Source organism: Acetatifactor aquisgranensis, assembly GCF_943193215.1.
In the GTDB taxonomy this organism is placed as follows: Bacteria; Bacillota; Clostridia; order Lachnospirales; family Lachnospiraceae; genus Acetatifactor; species Acetatifactor aquisgranensis.
In genome coordinates this window covers 297,520-314,268 of record NZ_CALPDH010000001.1, presented here as the reverse complement: position 1 = coordinate 314,268, position 16,749 = coordinate 297,520, and the positions used below count along the sequence as shown (strand labels likewise).

At 55.5% G+C, this 16,749-nt stretch carries 15 protein-coding genes and 2 tRNA genes; 1 reads left to right on the top strand and 16 read right to left on the bottom strand.

What is annotated here, in order from left to right:
• Positions 1-47: 47 nt before the first annotated feature.
• From dnaG to NFS35_RS01515, 6 genes are all read right to left on the bottom strand, one after another.
• A complete protein-coding gene (gene dnaG / locus NFS35_RS01540; protein WP_251205385.1) occupies positions 48-1,823 on the bottom strand; it encodes a DNA primase in 1,776 nt (591 codons plus the stop codon).
• 30 nt (positions 1,824-1,853) lie between these two features.
• On the bottom strand, positions 1,854-2,858 hold the full coding sequence (locus NFS35_RS01535) for a deoxyguanosinetriphosphate triphosphohydrolase (protein ID WP_251205384.1): 1,005 nt from the start codon (positions 2,856-2,858) through the stop codon (positions 1,854-1,856).
• Positions 2,859-3,061: 203 nt separating this feature from the next.
• Entirely contained in the window at positions 3,062-4,081 is a 1,020-nt protein-coding gene (locus NFS35_RS01530) for an alpha/beta hydrolase (protein ID WP_251205383.1), read from the bottom strand.
• Between the two features lie 62 nt (positions 4,082-4,143).
• Entirely contained in the window at positions 4,144-4,884 is a 741-nt protein-coding gene (locus NFS35_RS01525; protein ID WP_251205382.1) for a DUF6320 domain-containing protein, read from the bottom strand.
• A 53-nt stretch (positions 4,885-4,937) separates the two neighbouring features.
• The gene (locus NFS35_RS01520) at positions 4,938-6,278 is read right to left on the bottom strand and encodes an alcohol acetyltransferase (RefSeq protein WP_251205381.1); all 1,341 of its coding nucleotides are present in this window, start codon (positions 6,276-6,278) and stop codon (positions 4,938-4,940) included.
• A 171-nt stretch (positions 6,279-6,449) separates the two neighbouring features.
• A tRNA-Leu gene (locus tag NFS35_RS01515) sits at positions 6,450-6,533 on the bottom strand.
• 156 nt (positions 6,534-6,689) lie between these two features.
• On the opposite strand from NFS35_RS01515, the gene NFS35_RS01510 reads away from it, so the two are divergent.
• Positions 6,690-6,763 (top strand) — tRNA-Val (locus NFS35_RS01510).
• Between the two features lie 188 nt (positions 6,764-6,951).
• Here the strand turns inward: NFS35_RS01510 and NFS35_RS01505 are convergent.
• The 10 genes from NFS35_RS01505 to NFS35_RS01460 form a co-directional block, all read right to left on the bottom strand.
• Positions 6,952-7,965: a GH25 family lysozyme gene (locus NFS35_RS01505; RefSeq protein ID WP_251205380.1), complete on the bottom strand. Its 1,014-nt coding sequence runs from the start codon at positions 7,963-7,965 to the stop codon at positions 6,952-6,954.
• Positions 7,943-8,419: a phage holin family protein gene (locus tag NFS35_RS01500; RefSeq protein ID WP_251205379.1), complete on the bottom strand. Its 477-nt coding sequence runs from the start codon at positions 8,417-8,419 to the stop codon at positions 7,943-7,945. The genes NFS35_RS01505 and NFS35_RS01500 overlap by 23 nt, the downstream gene beginning before the upstream one ends.
• Before the next feature lie 38 nt (positions 8,420-8,457).
• Entirely contained in the window at positions 8,458-9,456 is a 999-nt protein-coding gene (locus tag NFS35_RS01495) for a hypothetical protein (protein WP_251205378.1), read from the bottom strand.
• 125 nt (positions 9,457-9,581) lie between these two features.
• Entirely contained in the window at positions 9,582-10,379 is a 798-nt protein-coding gene (locus NFS35_RS01490) for a hypothetical protein (protein WP_251205377.1), read from the bottom strand.
• On the bottom strand, positions 10,376-12,121 hold the full coding sequence (locus NFS35_RS01485; RefSeq protein ID WP_251205376.1) for a phage tail spike protein: 1,746 nt from the start codon (positions 12,119-12,121) through the stop codon (positions 10,376-10,378). Before NFS35_RS01485 ends, NFS35_RS01490 begins: the two co-directional genes overlap by 4 nt.
• A complete protein-coding gene (locus NFS35_RS01480; RefSeq protein WP_251205375.1) occupies positions 12,118-12,780 on the bottom strand; it encodes a hypothetical protein in 663 nt (220 codons plus the stop codon). Before NFS35_RS01480 ends, NFS35_RS01485 begins: the two co-directional genes overlap by 4 nt.
• Complete coding sequence (locus tag NFS35_RS01475; RefSeq protein ID WP_251205374.1) at positions 12,747-15,440, bottom strand: phage tail tape measure protein; 2,694 nt, start codon at positions 15,438-15,440, stop codon at positions 12,747-12,749. Before NFS35_RS01475 ends, NFS35_RS01480 begins: the two co-directional genes overlap by 34 nt.
• Positions 15,441-15,445: 5 nt before the next feature.
• Positions 15,446-15,700, bottom strand: coding sequence for a hypothetical protein (locus NFS35_RS01470; RefSeq protein WP_251205373.1), 255 nt, complete (start codon positions 15,698-15,700; stop codon positions 15,446-15,448).
• Positions 15,701-15,714: 14 nt separating this feature from the next.
• Positions 15,715-16,083: a hypothetical protein gene (locus NFS35_RS01465; protein WP_251205372.1), complete on the bottom strand. Its 369-nt coding sequence runs from the start codon at positions 16,081-16,083 to the stop codon at positions 15,715-15,717.
• Positions 16,080-16,748 carry a hypothetical protein gene (locus tag NFS35_RS01460; protein WP_251205371.1) on the bottom strand — a complete coding sequence of 223 codons (669 nt, stop codon included), beginning with the start codon at positions 16,746-16,748 and terminating at the stop codon, positions 16,080-16,082. The genes NFS35_RS01465 and NFS35_RS01460 overlap by 4 nt, the downstream gene beginning before the upstream one ends.
• Position 16,749 lies beyond the last annotated feature (1 nt).

Below are 16,749 nucleotides of genomic sequence, written 5' to 3'. Positions count from 1 at the left end.
CCGTTCCCCTTTTTGATTTACTGTTAAGAGTTACCAATATCTTTACCTTAATCTAAGGAAATATGCGTTCCTGCCAGCTCTTCCAGCGCTTTCTTGCCCTCAATGGCCCGGGCCAGGGCGCTTACATCCGCTCCCATGTGGGAGAGATGGTACTGGTAACTGTTCTTTTTCACGGTAAGCAGGATTTCATGAAAGGCCTTCTCCCGCTCCTGCTGTGTATCCAGCTTCGGGATAAGCGCGGAAAAAAGCGCCGCCGCCTCTTTCTGCTCCTCTCCGTCCTCGAACATACTGACGATGCCCCCGGGATTGATCTCTCCTTTTTCCAGCTCCGGGAATAGCCGCTCCGCCACTTTGCGGTAGATTTCCACCGTAAAGTCCTCCGGGGAGATATACTTTTTGATTTTGCCGTACAGCTTCGGCTCCCCCGAAATCCATGTGATCAGGAGCCTCTGGGACCGCTTTGCGTTCTCCTCCGGGTCTTTTTTAGATTGTATACCCGATTTGGGGCGCTCTAAGGGCTTCGCCCCGCCGGTGCCGGCCGCGTAGCGCGCTACCAGCCTGCGCAGGTTCTCAATACCGATGTAATATTTCTCGGCCACTGCCTGGAGATAATTGTCCCGCTCCACGTCCTCGGAGAATTCGCACAGTTTTTTGGCAATTTCTCTGTGGAATTTCGTCTTCTCCTCCGGATCCTCCATGTTGAACTGCCCCTGCAGTATCCGCACCTCGAAGAAGAAGCTGTTCTCCGCCTGGCCGATCCGTTCCTCAAAGGCCTCTCTCCCCAGCCCTTTCATGAATTCATCCGGATCCTTGTAGGGCTGCATATTGATGATCTTCCCCGTAAGTCCTGCCTCCCGCAGGATGCCGACGGCTCTCAGGGCCGCTTTCACCCCCGCGCCGTCGCTGTCGTAGGCTAACAGCACGTTCTCCGTATACCGCCGCAGCAGAGCCGCCTGCTCCGCCGTGAAAGCCGTACCCAGGGAGGCCACCGCCTGGGTGAAGCCTGCCTGGTGCATGGCGATGACATCCATATAGCCCTCACAGAGTATGATGTTGCCGCACCTGGCCCGCCTTGCGTAGTTGAGGCCGTACAGATTGCGCCGCTTGTCGAACACCGGGGTCTCCGGCGAATTCAGGTACTTGGGTTCACCGTCCCCCATCACCCGGCCGCCGAAACCGATGACACGGTTGTTGATATCCTGAATCGGGTACATGACCCTGTTCCAGAACTGGCTGAGCATCCCTCCGTCTTTCTCGGAATGTCTGGCCAGCCCCGCCTCCTGTATCAGCTCGTCCTCAAAGCCTTTTTTCCGCAGATACTGCACCAGATGGGCTCCGTTCTTCCCCGCGAAGCCCAGGCCGAATCTGTGCATGGTCTCGTCGGAAAGCTCCCTTTTCTTCAGATACTGATAGCCGATTTCTCCGTGGGGGCTGCGGAGCTGATAGTAAAAGAACTGCGCCGCCGCCTTGTTCACCGCCAGAAGCCTGGCCCGCCTGCTCTCCTTACTTCTGGCCTCCCCGGAGTCCTCTTCCTGAGGGAGCTCCACTCCGGCCCGCTCCGCCAGCATCCGCACCGCCTCCGGAAAAGAATAATTCTCATAATTCATCACGAAAGTGTATACGTTTCCGCCGGCCCCGCAGCCGAAACAGTGGTACACCTGCATATCTCCGTTTACGGAAAAGGAGGGTGATTTCTCATTGTGGAAAGGGCAGAGTCCCCAGTAGCGGCCGCCCTTTTTCTGCAGCCTCACATACCCTGAGACTACCTCCACGATGTCGTTCCTCGTCCTGACCTCCTCCACGATTGTCTCCGAATAGTACATCTGCACCTCCCTCTTCCTTTCGGAACAGACTCAGCCCATCCAGGACTTCGGTATGTATATGTCGTCGTAGGTGGCAATCGCGAATCGGTCCGTCATGGCCCCCACGTAATCGCATACCACCTGTTCCTTTGGCTCTCCCTGCTCCAGGAGGCCCCTGAATTCCTCCGGCAGGCTGTCGATATCATGCAGGAAATGCAGATAAAGCGTCTCCATCAGCTGTTCGGCCTTGGCCTCCTCGCTCTTGGCCACAGGGTTCTCGTATACATTTTCGAACATAAACGCACGCATTTTCGTCATGGCCGTATGGGTCTCTTCCGACATCAGGATATCGTTCTTCCCCATACTGGTATTCACGATGTCGTGAATAAAGTGGTCGAAACGGTCGCTGGGAGTGCTGCCGATGACATCGCGAATCTCCGCAGGCACATCGCTCTCCCTTAAAATGCCTGCCCTGACCGCGTCGTCCATGTCATGGTGGATATAGGCAATCTTGTCGGAGAGCCGCACGATTTTCCCCTCCAGGGTGTGGGGAGTTCCGCTGGTCTGATGGTTCAGGATGCCGTCGCGCACTTCGTATGTCAGGTTCAGACCCTGTCCTTTCTTCTCCAGGCGGTCTACCGTCCTGACGCTCTGAATATTGTGCTCAAAACCCAGAGGACATATCCTGTTCAGCGCCCTCTCCCCCGCATGCCCGAAAGGTGTGTGCCCCAGATCATGCCCCAGTGCGATGGCCTCCACCAGCTCTTCGTTCAGCCGCAGAGCCTTCGCGATGGTGCGGGCGTTCTGGGAAACCTCCAGGGTATGGGTCAGCCGGGTGCGGTAATGATCTCCCTCCGGCGACAGGAATACCTGGGTCTTGTCCTTCAGCCTGCGGAACGCCTTGCAGTGGATAATCCGGTCCCTGTCCCGCTGGAACACGGGCCGTACATCGCAGTGCGGCTCAGGCTTTAATCTCCCCTTAGAATCCGTGCTGTGGGACGCGAAAGGGCTTAAATACTGCTTCTCCCATTGTTCAAGATTTTCTCTGATCGTCATACCAGCCTCTGCTCCTAATCCAGTTCCTGACCAGTCTACTTACTCTATTTATATTATTCTGCGTCTGTGGGCAAAATCCTTTTTTCTCCTGACGAATATGGTGCAAGTCCGGAAGAATGCCCGCACTTTGGGCATTCTTCCGTGTGCAATTTAGATTTTCTTAGCGGGCGTCCTTTGACCGCTTAGAAAATCTTTGCACACTGTTATCTGCAGACATCAAAAATAAATTCCGCGTTTTTGTCCATGGCGGCCCTGGCGGCCTTTACCGGGGACATCTGGAATACATGCCACATGCCCGGATAGATATCTATTTTCACAGGTACATTCTTCTCTATGAAAGTCCGATGGAGCCGCAGGGCGTCGCTTAGGAGAATCTCATTCTCCCCCACCTGGATATAGGTGGGCGGAAAGCCCTCAAAATCCCCGAACAGCGGAGAAATCAAAGAATCCGTCAGGTCATGTCCCTCCGCGTAGGCATGCACCATCCTGTCGATATAAGCACAGTTCAGCACCGGGTCTGCCTCCGCCTTTGTCTGGAAGGACTTGCCCGAGGAGGTCAGATCTGTCCAGGGCGACATGAGAATGATTCCTCTGGGCAGGAGCCTCTTCTCCTCTTTCAGCTTCAAAGTCAGCGCCAGTGCCAGATTCCCTCCCGCAGAATCTCCTGTCACGATTACGTCCCGGGCGCCGTATCCTAAGAGCATCAGATAGTTCCACGCCTGCATGGCATCCTCCAGGGCCGCGGGATAAGGGTGCTCAGGGGCAAGGCGGTAATCGAAGCACAGCACATCCATGGAGGTGGACTCTGCAAGCTTCGAGGTCAGCGTCCTGGCATACAGGCTGCTGCCGGTGGAGTATCCGCCCCCATGGCAGTGCAGCAGCACATATTTCTTCATATGCGCCCGGTTGACGCCGACCCATTCACCGTACATGCCGCTTATGTCCACTTCCCGGTACTCAATGGCTTTCGTGTTGCTTAAGATAGTCCCGATATGATCCTGGGACTGCCTGTGCTTCTCGATATCCGTATTCTCCACCATGCCGTGGACACGCCTGATCAGGTTCATCAGGCCCTGACGCCTTTTGTCCATGCTGTCAGCTTCCTCGATATCCTTCCCGGTCTTGATTCCGTTTTCTACTCCTGCCTCGATTTCGATTGCCGACGGGGACTCTGCCTCCGCCCTGGCCTCCGTTTTCATATCCCTTTTCAATTCTGTTTCCATTTTCGTTTCCATCCCCCCTCATGTCCGCTCTCGGCAGACATTCATCTCAATCTTTCAGTGATTCAGAAATGCAGCCGCCTGCGCACCTCATTGCGGAGCCGCCTGCGGGAAAGCATCGTTATCACCGCGATATCCAGTATGGTGCAGATCGTCAGCACCACCGCGGACCAGGTCAAAAATATCCTCGCTTCCAGATAATGCCTGATCAGCATCTCCAGCCCCATGCACAGCAGCCCCAGCGCCGTGAACAGGTAGAGCGCCACTGTCAGGAAAGAGCGGGGAAGCCGGAGGATGCACAGCGTCACCAGCTCCGCTGTCACCGTTACCAGCACGGTGACGGGCAGGCCCAGTCCCAGGAACCACTCGTCGCCCCCGGCCAGGAAAGTCAGCATATACAGATAAAGGGCCACCGCGCCGCCGTCAAACAGCAGAGAGACATAAATCGGCAGTCTTGTGCAGATTACCACCGGAATCATGAACACCCATAAAATAACGCAGGCCCCGATGACCGCCAGCGACCAGGGCACACCGTCAAATACCAGCAGGTTCAGAATGCCGCAGGTGGCCACAGACGCCAGTATCACCATGGTGAGCAATAACCCCAAATCCTTTCTCTTTACCGTCTCCACCTGTCCCTTTTCTTTCGGAAACGCGGAAATCCCCTCCGCATTTTTTCCGGTAATCGGTTTTTCCTGCCGCCCCTGCAGCATCTGTTCCCTGGGATTCAGCACCGGCGTGTTGCACAAAGGGCATTCCCTGGCATTCTGTTCCAGTTCCACGCCGCAATTCACACAATATGACATATCCATCCTTTCCGCGGCAGCCTTTCCGCCGCACCCGAAACATCTATCAGGGCTTACGCTCCGTCCTCCCTGTCCATCTCCCGGTTGCTCTCAATCTTCACATGGATGCCGTCTTTGACAAGCCGCCGGAAAAAATGCCGCTCCACATCCGTCTCCACGATGCTGCTGGCAAAATTCACCGTCAGGATATCCCCAAAGCTGATGATGGCGCAGTTGGTCCTGCGGGAAAAGGGCTGTCCCATGTAGATATCGAATCTCTCGATATAGGGCTTCATCCCCTCCGGCACTTTCATCACGCCCATATTGGTGAGCCCGGCCGAAGAATTTCTGTCCTGCACTTTCGTGTAGAACATCCGCACCACGAAATCCTTGATGAACAGCGGCACTACCCGGATAAAGGGGTTGCGCTGTGTGGCAGCATTGGTGGTGATGTCCCCTCTGAGAAGCTTCTCGTTGAGATAGTATCTCATATAATTGCGCACCTGAACCACGATTTCCTCAAAAGTATACTCCCCAAGCCTGGGATCCACCCCCGGATATATCATGGTGATGAAATTCCGCAGAGTAATAGACGGAAAAAAGCGCCGCAGGTTCACGGGCATGGCAATCTTCACCGGGCGCAGGCGGCTTGCGTGGTCCTCCTCCTGTTTCAGGAGAAGCGCCTGGAGAAGCACCGCGTTCAGATACTCCGTGATGGTGGCTCCGTAACGCTTTGCCGCAGCCATGACTTCCGAGACGGACATGATGCCGTCTATGATGTTCAGCGTATAAAAGGGCTCCGCCGTGCCTCTGACCCGGTAGGATTTCTCCTCCACCCTGGGCGGGCGCACTTTAGCATTGGCATAGCGCATATAGGCATCCTCCAGCTCGCCCTCCTCCGGCGTGCCGTGGATGTCCAGCACAAAACCGCCGTTATCGATTCCTTCCGCCCCCAGCAGGCGCAGGTAAGTGGCTGTCAGAGTCATCAGAACGCACATACCGCCTGTCCCGTCTCCCAGACTGTGATGGGCCTCCAGGGCGATCCTGTTGCGGAAATAATAGACCCGGACCAGGTAGCGGTTGTTTGCCTTGAAATACATGGGCTGGCAGGGATTGCGCACATCTTTCTGCACAAAAGGCCCCGGACGGTCATTGGGCTCCAGATAGCGCCAGAACAATCCCTTGCGGATAGCCGCCTTGTAGGTGGGAAACCTGGGAAGCGTCATGTCCAGAGCCTGTTGCAGGAGATCTTGCTGTATTTCTTCCTTCAGCACCACGGAGAGCCTGTACACCGAGGAGAAATCCCTCCTCTGAAGCGTAGGATACACAATGGCTGAAAGATCCAGCTGGTACCAGTCCCTGCGGTGCGCATGCCTATTTTTATCGGCTGTATATTGTTTTCCCGTTTTTTCCATTCTCACGCTCCCATGCCGCCTGCGGCGGGTGTTCATTCTGTTGGGCCGGCCTCTTTCAGGGGAAAAGAAAAGAGCGCAAAGCATTCAACAGTCACACTTCACACCCGCTCCCATAAAACCTGTATATATATTGAAAGGTACTTGACATTCATCAAGTACCTTTCAGCTTCGTGCAGGAAAAGAGACTTGAACTCTCATGGTATTGCTACCACACGGACCTGAACCGTGCGCGTCTGCCAATTCCGCCATTCCTGCGAACAAATCATATTCTAAACTATTCCTCTCAAAAAGTCAATATGTTTTTTGAAATTTTTTAAATATTTTTTTCGAAAAAATACCATATACAAAAATTTGCAGGAAAACAATTTTTCCTCTTGCTTTTTTTGAAAAGCGTGGTACAATAGAGGACATGGAAGCATAGCTCAGCTGGGATGAGCGTTCGCCTCACACGCGAAAGGTCAGGGGTTCGAGCCCCCTTGCTTCCATTTTTGTTTAAAGCTGCAAATCCAAGGATTTCCCAGTAAATTCAAGGGTTTGCGGCTTTTTAGCTACCTAAAATTATTGGGGTCTCAAATGTGAAATTTGTCATGCAAATACAATTTTTTGTCATGAAATTTGTCACAAAAAATCTACCCAAAGGTACAGGCGGCAGGATGACCCTGCCGCCCTTTTGCTAATTATAGAATGCTGCCTGGATGCTATTGTACCCAGCAATGCCATCGACCTTCAGGCTCAGCTTGCGCTGCACGGCCATGGTCTCCGTCCGGGATGTCGGGCCGTACCTCTTATCCACTGCCTGGCTGTGGCCCAGGATCTCGTTGCAGCGTGTCTGCCACCATCCCACGACCGCCCCGGTGGAGCCTGCTACATATCTGCCCCCGGACTTTTTTGCCTGTAGGGCGATCTGCCTCCGGACATACTGGGTCTTCGGGCCATCAATGCCATCCTCCGCCAGAGGCTTGCCATCAGCGTCCCGGTACCCGTCCGCATTGGCCGCTGCCTGGAAGGACTTGATGTTGAGATTGCACCTGTCTTCCCGCTCCGCCGGAACGGTGTTTCCAGAAAAGTCTGTGTAGAATCTGTTCATGTCCACATTGCCGGTGACCCCTGCCAGTCGGCCGGTGGAGCTGTACTGCCAGACATCGGCGATGGCCTTCTCTCCTTCCGGGAGCGCAGACGTGTACCGGGCATACCAGACATATACGGTACCGAGCGCCGCAGCAATCCTGTCCATGTCGAAGTAGTTCCGGAGATAGTCCCTATTTGTATAAATCACTGGGACATAACCGGCCTCCTCCACACGCTGCAGAAAGGCGATGGCCATGTCCGTAGCCAGTGCCTTCGTGACGGCCACGCCGTTCTTCCTGGCATAGTTGACGGAATCGTACTCAAAGTCGAATGCGATAGGGCATCTCTTCCAGTACTTCGCCGCCTGTGCGATGGCATATCCGGCCTCTCCAACCGCCATGGCCACATTGCAGGCATAGGAGAACCAGTACAGAAGCACGGCCACTCCCAGGTTGTAGCAGGCCAGGGCGTTCACCACATACTTCTGGTCGACGTTGTTCTTCCCGTACCCGGCCCGGATGCCTACACGCCCGCACCCGGCATCCCGGACGCGCTTGATGTCCACGTTCCCATTGTGATAGGAGATGTCCGGCCCTTCATATAATATTTCCTTTTCCATCCTCGCCCTCCTTTGCCAGCACGTCTGTCTTCTCTTCCACCGTTTTCTTTATGTTCCTGACCAATGGCAGGAGGAACGGAGGGATAGTGACACCTATATCCAGAATGTTCTCCAGGATGCTGATAATCTCGTTGACCAGCAGCCATACCGCAACTACAGTGGCCACGATAAAAGGCAGCGCAATCCCCCAGCCTATGTACTCCACTGCGTAATTGAGCATCGCATCCACAATGACTCCCACCACGATGAGCAGCCACATGCACACCTTCTTGACGATGCCCCTGATGCCCTTGTAGCTGTTCACGCTCTCTGTCCTGTAGGGCGCCGCCATGAGCCCCGTGGCATAGTCTATCAGGTTGCACAGGACCAGCAGGCATACCGGAACGGCCAGGATGCCCAGCCAGCCCATCAGTGCGGACATCGCCGTAATCACAGCAGCTTTTACTTTATACATGCATCATCCCTCTCTTTCCTTATCTGAAAATCTTTTTACTAAACTACTATCGGCGCGAACGAAATACGCACATTATTATTGCCAGAAGAAGAAATACGCCAACACTCCAGAAAAACATAATTGCCCCCTTTCACTAGTGGCAGGATTTTTTGGACGTCATATTTTTCACTTTTTGTATTTTCAACGATAAATTCATCGTTTACACATACAAAAAGCGCGCAATTTTCGCCTTTCGTTAAATGCATAATCGTTTTGCAGGCCTCCGGGACTTTGACGGCCAGGAATAAGTTCTTCTTGCCCACAGGATTGCCGTCTGAGACATCCACATTCCACTCCCTGTCACCTTCTATGAATTCGGCGCTGCATTCCACAGTCTGCCACCGATAGGTCTCAAGGGTTTCCCCAGGGACGTCCGCCCTGCCAGCCCCAAACCCAATGACATCCTCGCTTCCCGGAATGATGTAGCCCCAGTTTCCGTCCGCGTCCATGCCGAACCTCAGCCCGCCGGAGGCCAGCTCGATGTTCCTTACGGCTGCTTCTGCTACCTCCAGCCTCATCAGGACATCTGCCACGTCATAGGCGTTCAGGTCTCTCAGCATCTCTGAGAGTTCGGCTGCTGTGGCATCATATCCCTGCATCATCTCCGCCATCCGCTGGTACTGTGCGATGATAGCCAGGAACACATCATCGCTCGGCTCCGTGCTGACCGTGCCCACGGATATGGCGCCCTGCCTGATGTACACCCTCTCCACCGTGGACGTCACCACTTTGGAGCCGCTGACCCCGAACACACCGATGTACATGTTCCCCTCCCCAGCCATGGCCTGAGCCGGTATCCTGCAGCTCCCATCGGCCCCCAGCACCGCATACTGGACATTTTTCTTGTCCTGGTAGAAGACCCCCGTCTTCGTGAACCCATCCCATGACTCATCGAACGCAAACGAACAGGTGTCATAGTCTATGTCCCCGCTGGATATGACCTCTTGGTTCCGTATCGTGAGTAGCTGCTTCTCCAATAAAAGCTCTATCTGTGCCATAGCTTCAACTCCTTTTCGTTATATCTCTGTCTTGCACTCCACAAACCCGAACGTATGCCCGCACCAGTACTTCTTGCCGCCTATCTTGTAAAAGTTCTATATCAACCTTGCGTATAAGCGGCTCATCACATCTTCACGAAGTCCAGGAGAGGCAGAAGAACATACTGCTCTCCATCTATCTCCAGCACCGTCTGGTTCGGGCCAGGAGCGGTAGAATTTGTGTACCCACTGTTAGCCGGATTGATATAGCTGTCGAACTCAAAAAAAGACAAGAACTGGTGCCGCAAAGGGAACTTCCTGTACCTCGTGAAATCTGCCGCAAACGAGGACGATGTGAGCTTCAGTATCTCATATTTTGTCGACTGCGTGGCATCCCCACCAAAAGCCTCTATGTTACCGGACGAATCAAAGTCATAGGGATAGATAGCAGTCTGAGCACCATATGTCAAAGAATTGGCCAAAACCATTAAAAGCCCAACCGCCTTTGTTCCTCTTGCAACATTCCTGCCATTCACAATCCATACATGATAACAATAACTTCCAACATTAATCGAAAAAACAAAGGTTTCCGAATTTCCCGCAAAGTAAAGATTAAACGTAAAGCTTGCCGTGTTTCCGGTTCCTTGGAGCCAAGCGAACGCACCACCATTATTTATAAGGAAGGGATACGAAATCGAAAAATTATTTGAAGAAGCATTGGCAACCCTTACCCCAATAGGAACCCCATTAATCCATACAAACGAATCCTCATATCTCGCAGACGAAACCCCGCACTCTTTCAAGAAAGCAACAATTTCGTTGCTTAAATAATCCACATAATTCTTTTTATATGCCGATGTGTTCGCTAAGCCATAATATATTGTAAGAGTCGTCACGCCCTCATAACTCAGCCCAGGACAAGAGACTGTCTTCTTCACTATCATGCATTCACCTTCTTCCAAGCAGAACCGACCAAAATGATAGATTCTGTATCAACAGCAGAAATCCCTACAAGTGCAATCGCTGGGTGAAATCTAGCAAGATTTGCCCAGCCTTTCACCTCGACACCAGAGCCGCCTCCGCTTTCTCCGCCTTTCTTAAAAGGGATTACTGTATCTGCACCCGGCGGAATGTACCCCCAATTCCCTTCCGAATCCTGCCCAAACACAAGGCCTCCAAGGGCTTCCGTTCCCTCCCCATCCGCCCCCTTTAAGTTTGGGGTGGTGCGGCTCCCATTCTTGTCCGTGATGTCAAGCCTGTACACATCCACCGTGTTCTCTGGATTTTCGGCTATCACAGGAGAGAAGCCATTCATGCCGTCCCTGCCATTGATTCCGTCTGCCCCTTTCAGGTTCGGAGTGGTGCGGCTCCCATTCTTGTCCGTGATGTCAAGCCTGTACATATCCGCCGTGTTGTCGGGGCTTTCGGCTATTGTAGGCGAGAACCCATCCTCCCCGGCAGGCACCAGCGTCACCGCCTCCTTCACGATTTCTTCGACTCGCTCCTCTTTTGGGTATTCCGCCAGCATCTCCCCCGCCTTCTCCTCTGAGATGTACCCGGCATCGTTCTCCAGGGCGCTGACCTTCTGCGGCACGGCTTCCTGCTGCCCGCCACCTCCGGTTCCCATCCCGCTGAGCACCCTCCTGCTGGCCCCCAGGTGGTAGACGGAATCCTGTGGGGACGCTATGGAGATGTCCGCCCTGGTGAGCAGGTAGTTCCCATCGATGCCATGGGGCCTGCTCACCACCGGGACATACTCGCAGATGTCCAGCGCCTCCACTTCCGGATCCGTCAGGTGCAGGTCCACCGCCTTCACCTCGTAGCTCTCGCTCAGCGCCGCCATGGAGCCGTACAGCTGCTCCCTCGCTTTCTTCAGCAGGTTCTCCGGCAGTGTCACGTCCTCCCACACGGACTCCTCCACGGGGGCGAAGATGATGCCGCATTCCGCCGCCCTCTCCTCGTTGACCAGGTACGTCCTCCCTCCATTCACGGAGGAGATGTCCACCTTCTTCCCATCCACTTCCGCCCCGACCGGGCGGATCGCCGTGTACGTCTCAGACGCGTCTGACTCCTGGGACAGGCTGATGATGTTCCTTGCAAACGCGATGCTCTGGGCAGAGACCTTTTCATAGTCTGACAGCCAGTCCACATAGTCGCCGTCATCCTCATAGCGTATCCGGATGTGACCGCCCAGGCTCGACCTGAAGCACTTCTCCTTCAGCGCGGCCCAGGTATCCAGCGTCCCCTCGCTGCTCCGGACGATATAGTCGTTGCTGTCCCGGACCGTGACCTTCCCCACCTTGAGCCGCTGCCATGGCATCACCTGCGCATTGTGGTTCTCCACAATCATCCGGAACAGCTCCTCAGGGCTGCCCTGGAACGAGAACGGCTCCAGGCAGGAATCGTTGAAGAGCGCCAGCTGGCCCTCCACTTCCACCGACCGGCCGTTGCGGAAGTCCTTCATGTCCCTGATGGCCCGCCCCCTGAAAATGGGGGTGCCGTCCCTGTACACGGTAATCAGAGGGAAGAGCTTGCGTATGCTCCCCTGGTTCATGTTGTCCCCATACACCTTGAACGTCAGGCTGCCCGCCGCATTGTCCTCCAGGGTGAGCTTCGGCCCCACCAGCTTCAGCTGCGGGTGCAGCGGATGGTAGATGACTCTCTCCCCGCTCTTGATTATGATCATGCAAGCCTCCCTTTCCTGTAGGAGAACCTGACCCTGCCGCTTCCGGACAGGCGGATACGGTTCAGCCCTTCCTGCAGCGTGACCTCCGGCATCTGGTACGTGCCTGGCCCCATCCTGTAGCGGACGCCGCCATAAACCAGCTGGACGTTCCCCTCCACCTGTATCCTCGGCATGGCCGGCATCCTGTCATTCTGCAGCAGCACCTCCTTCTCCGCCCCTGAGACCTTCTCCTCACGGACGCTCTCCCGCCTCTCGTACTTATAGGGATGCACCCTGGCCGTGAAGCAAGCCTCGTACAGCCTGCCGTCCTGCTCCACCTTGGTGCAGGAGAGCCTGCCCTCGTAGAAGTAGTCCGGCTCCCGCTCCAGCACGATCTCCATCCGCCTGCCATGGAGGTCGTTCTCCATCCGTTCGGCCATGTCCGCAGAGAACAGCGTGAACTTGAACTCTATCTTCGCGTCCTCATAGGCCACGCCGCCCACGGCCTCCGTCAGGTCTATGGCGGAGTCCCCTCCATCGATGTCCACGTAGACCTCCTTGACGGCAGGCGGGATGACCCTGGCATAATTCATGATGGCTCCGTAGTCCTCCCTGGAATACCTGTCGCCGAACACCGCACCGTACATCATCTCCACCTCCCATCCGTATGCCTTTTCCACCCCAGTTCTTCATCCAACGGCCCTGCCAGCTCCCCGACCAGCGCCCCTGTGTCCAGCACCAATTGCCTGCTGGCGCATCCCGGCAGGTATTCTGCCAGGAGCCCGCATATCCCCTCCAGGAGCTCATACAGCCGGGTGTTCTCCTCGGCGACTGCTGCCGAAATCATCCCCATCAGCGTCTCCGTGCCGGACACCACCTCGCTCCCAGCCTCCCCGCCTGCCATGACCTGGCCGGAACGGTTGATGCCGAACGCTGTGGGCTTGTCCATGATTACCGGCGCGTCCATAGCTTTCCTGTACCATTCCACGCCAAGCTTGGGCAGGCCGGGCAGCCCCATCTTGCTGGCCAGCGTCCCCAACATGCCATCTTTGTCCCACTCCACGGAGAAGTGCGGCAGCTTAATCTTCGGCAGTTTCCAATCAAACTCCATGAATCCTTTTATCTTGTCCACTATGCCTTTCACGGTCTCCTGTGCGCCTGAAAAGATGGACGACATCTTCTCCCCGAATCCCTCGAATGTCCTGAACACGAACCTTTCTATGCTCTCAAAGTCTCGCGAGACCTTTTCCTTCAATGCGCCCACCGCCTCAGAGCCTTTCTCCCTCAGCTTCCCGAAGCCCGACTCTGCCCTCTGCGCGATGTCCGATATCCTGTCCACCGCATTGTCCCTCAGCTGGGAAAGACTGCTCCCTACCTTCTCCCTGATTTCCTCAGCCTCGGATACCATCTTCTCCCTTGCCGCGGAGAACTTATCCGACCATCTTTCCTTTAGGTCACTGAACTTTTCTGCGGCGTGCTCCTTCATCTCCTGGAAGCCCATGGAGATTCTTTCCTTCATCTCTGATATCTTCCGGGAGGCATTCTCCTTCATTTCTTCCACGCCAGAGACTACCCTTTCCCTCATAGATGATGCCTTTTCTGTGGCCGCCTCTTTCAGCTCCTCAAACTTATCCACTGCTTTATCTTTTAGGGATGATATCTTCTCAAATGCTTTATCCTTCAATTCTCCAAATCTGCTGACCGCTTTCTCCTTCAGCTCCTCTGCCTTGCTGCCGACCGTTTCCGTCAGCTCATGGAACTTGGCCGAGGCTTTCTCTTTCAGGTCAGAAAAGAATCCCTTGATTCCGTCAACCGCACCACCTACAGTGTCCTTGATTGCCCCCCATGCCTCGCCTGCCCATTGGCATATCTCGTCCCAGTTCTTGTACAGTGCCACGCCTGCTGCCACCAGGGCAGTGACCACGCCGATTACAGCCAGCACAGGAGCCCCTATTGAAGCTATGGCGGGAACCAATGTCGTCCCGATGAAAGATGCTGCGCCACTGAACAGCCCTATCACTTTCACCACTCCTGTGGCCAGGCCTCCTCCTATCTTCATGATGCCGCTGATCCCTCCGGACAGTTTCCCGCCGATGGATATGACGTTGCCTATCACAGAGACGCCTTTCCCGAAGACAGTCAGCAGCGGGCCGGCAGCTGCCACCAGCAGCCCAATCTTGACAATGAGCTCCTTCGTGCCGTCATCCAGCCCCTTGAACCACTCCGCGAACTCGTGCACCTTCTCCGCGCCTTTTTCTAAATATGGGACGAGCATCTCGATGATGGTGCCGCCTAAGTCCACCAGCACGTTCCTGGCCTCGTTCATGGCTTTCTGCGCCTTGAACGATGTGGTCTCCAGCTTCCCGAATGCCGTCTCGGTGGAGCCGGTCACATCGTTCATCTCTGCCAGCCTGCTGTTGAACACCTCCGCGCTCTCCCCCAGCAGGGTGACCCCGGCCTTTGCTGCCTCTGCGCTCCCCCACATATCGTTGAACGCAAGGTTCTGTTCCTTGGCCGCTTCATCTACGATTTCCAGGCAGTCCCCAAGGGAATACCCCTCGTCCATCAGCTCCGCAAAGGATCTCCCTGTCTTCTCCTTCAGGACATCCGATACCTTCGTCCCGCTCTTGCCCAGCTCATTGAGCATGGAATTGATGTACGTGGTGGACTCTGCCGTGGCAATGCCCTTGGCTGTCGTGATCGTATACGCGGAAGCCACCTGCTCCAGGGACACGTTATAGGACTTCGCCGTGGGTATCACCTTGCCCATGGAAGAGGACAGGTCCGCCACTGTCGTCTTGCCCAGGTTCTGCGTCTGTATCAGGACATCGGAGACCCTGGTCACGTCCTCTGCCTCCATGCCGTAGGCATTCATGATGGTGGTGAGCACGTCCAGCGACTGGCCCGTCTCAGCGAACCCAGCCCGGGCCAGCTTCGTGGAATTGCTGACGAAGTTGACCGCATCCGCCGTCTTCTGCCCTGCAGAAATAGCATTGTAGACATCTTCGGCTATGGCCACGGCGCTGATGCCCGTCTGGTCGGACAGCCCGAGGATGGCGGCCCGCATGTCGTCCATAGACATCTCGGATTCGTCCGCAATCGTGGAGACCTTCGCCATGGCGTCCTCGAATGACGAGGCGGACATCACCGAGGCGGTGCCGAGGGCCGTCACGCCCGCCGTGACCGTCTTCGTCAGCTTCCCGCCTAAGTCGGAGATGCCATCCCCATACTTCTGCAGCTTCGAGCCCAGCTTTTCCGCGGCATCCTCCACCTTCTGCATGCTCTTCTCCGCGGCATCCGTATCTATGAAAATCGACCCGAACAGCTTAAACAGCTCCATCTATGTCACCCAATTATCCCTTTCACGCCCTCCAGGATCTCCGCTGCAGACCGTCCATCCCCGGCCTCCTGGGCACCATGTCCAGCGGAAAGCTCTGCCTTGAACTCCTCGAACCCCATGCTCTCCTGGTACATGGCTGCCCACCGCAGGAAGAGCCTGTCCTCCTCTTCGGCATCCGATGCATGGCATACCAGCTCGCACCCATCCTCGAACGGCATGGCCAGGACGCTGACCGCGCCGCCCCCGTACCGCCGGTACACCAGGTCCTCCAGCCTTACAGCTTCTCGGCAAAATCGGACGCTGAGCGCAAAAAATTTGCCACGTTGTTCTCCTGGCATATCCGCCTGATGTCCTCCATGAGGCCGTCCAGCGGGCGATCCCTGATGTCCTCCGGCTTGTTCTCGCAGATGCCGGCCATCAGGTCATAGAACTGCTCCTCCGCCTGCTGGCTGGTGCAGGAGGCCAGCACCTTCATGGCCGCGTCCACCCATATGCTCCCTTTGTCCGGGCCTTCCTTATGGGCTTCTTTGGCCCCATCCTCCTTTTTGGATGCCTTATAGGCATCCTTGACCGCATCCATCACGTTCGCATTCTTCAACAGACGCGCCATCTTGAACACGTCCCCTGTATTTATCTTCCTCAAGCTCCAGCACCTCCTTCCGTGGTCTCACCGCCATCCTCACCAGCCTGTCCCCCCTGCGGCTTCTTCGGGTACAGCACCTTGAACGGTGGGCTGTCCAGGTCGTCATCCGTATAATGGCCATAGAACGTCATCGGTATCGTGGCCTCGTTCTTGTCCTGCACGGTCAGCTTCAGCCCCTCCGTGTTCAGCCCATTGAAGACCTGGATGATGACCGGCTCGTTGCTGCCGCTCAGGGTACCGACCCATGTCACGTTGTCCAGGTAGTCCTCCAGGTCTATGGCCGAGTTCCCTGTAATCACGTCATATCTCTCATCGGACTCGGTATCCACGGTAGCCGCCCCCAGTGCCGTCCTGATGGATTCCGCCGTGGTCTCCAGCACCGTCGCTTTCAGATACACATCCCAGAAGTCGAGAGTCTCCAGCCCTTTCGCGCGCCCTTTCACGCCGTCCACCTCGATCTGCCTGATCGTGGCCACGGCGGAGAACTCCCCGCCTCCTTTGGTGGCCCCTATCAGCTTCCCGGCCTTCACGGCGGAATCGAACGTGTCGTTGGACGTACCGCCCTCCTCGTATGTGAAGTTCTTGAAGAACGCCCCTGCATCCAGCAGCAGGTTCTCCACCGTCTTCTTCGTATATCCTGAATATGACCGCTTTTTCTTTCCCATC

Bases quoted from the DNA above. Each gene is read 5' to 3' on its own strand.
- NFS35_RS01530 (WP_251205383.1), bottom strand. From the start codon at position 4,081: ATGGAAACAGAATTGAAAAGGGATATGAAAACGGAGGCCAGGGCGGAG.
- NFS35_RS01495 (WP_251205378.1), bottom strand. From the start codon at position 9,456: ATGGCACAGATAGAGCTTTTATTGGAGAAGCAGCTACTCACGATACGG.
- NFS35_RS01520 (WP_251205381.1), bottom strand. From the start codon at position 6,278: ATGGAAAAAACGGGAAAACAATATACAGCCGATAAAAATAGGCATGCG.
- NFS35_RS01525 (WP_251205382.1), bottom strand. From the start codon at position 4,884: ATGTCATATTGTGTGAATTGCGGCGTGGAACTGGAACAGAATGCCAGG.
- dnaG (WP_251205385.1), bottom strand. From the start codon at position 1,823: ATGTACTATTCGGAGACAATCGTGGAGGAGGTCAGGACGAGGAACGAC.
- NFS35_RS01500 (WP_251205379.1), bottom strand. From the start codon at position 8,419: ATGTATAAAGTAAAAGCTGCTGTGATTACGGCGATGTCCGCACTGATG.
- NFS35_RS01475 (WP_251205374.1), bottom strand. From the start codon at position 15,440: ATGGAGCTGTTTAAGCTGTTCGGGTCGATTTTCATAGATACGGATGCC.
- NFS35_RS01535 (WP_251205384.1), bottom strand. From the start codon at position 2,858: ATGACGATCAGAGAAAATCTTGAACAATGGGAGAAGCAGTATTTAAGC.
- NFS35_RS01505 (WP_251205380.1), bottom strand. From the start codon at position 7,965: ATGGAAAAGGAAATATTATATGAAGGGCCGGACATCTCCTATCACAAT.
- NFS35_RS01485 (WP_251205376.1), bottom strand. From the start codon at position 12,121: ATGATCATAATCAAGAGCGGGGAGAGAGTCATCTACCATCCGCTGCAC.
- NFS35_RS01460 (WP_251205371.1), bottom strand. From the start codon at position 16,748: ATGGGAAAGAAAAAGCGGTCATATTCAGGATATACGAAGAAGACGGTG.
- NFS35_RS01490 (WP_251205377.1), bottom strand. From the start codon at position 10,379: ATGATAGTGAAGAAGACAGTCTCTTGTCCTGGGCTGAGTTATGAGGGC.